The organism is Achromobacter sp. SIMBA_011 (genome assembly GCF_046535435.1).
GTDB lineage: Bacteria > Pseudomonadota > Gammaproteobacteria > Burkholderiales > Burkholderiaceae_B > Achromobacter > Achromobacter dolens.
This window is the reverse complement of sequence record NZ_JAWRWN010000751.1, coordinates 1-258: the sequence shown is the minus strand read 5'-3', so window position 1 is coordinate 258 and position 258 is coordinate 1. Positions and strand designations below refer to the sequence as shown.

Sequence of the window (258 nt, the reverse complement as noted above, 5' to 3'; positions counted from 1 at the left end):
CCGACAGGGTGATGGGAGCCGCCGCCGTTCGACCGTTCGCCGTCATGACAGGTACGGTGTAGCGCAGGCTCGTTGTATCGATGCCGATTGTCGCCGCATCCGCATTGGCGAGCACCACGGAGCTTGCACCGGTGTCGACGAGCATGTGGATGGTCTTGCCGTTGACGCCGACATTCGCCTCGAAGTGACCGCTCATCGATTTGTGCAGTATTATCTCCTGTTCGCCACCTGAGGTCGTTACCACCACGGCGCGGCCGG

The 258-nt window shown here is 62.0% G+C and carries 1 protein-coding gene; it reads right to left on the bottom strand.

The genetic code is table 11. The features are described from left to right. Window positions 1–258 (bottom strand): TIGR02281 family clan AA aspartic protease (locus tag SB816_RS32990; protein ID WP_410548379.1); only part of this gene is annotated, 258 nt, incomplete at both ends.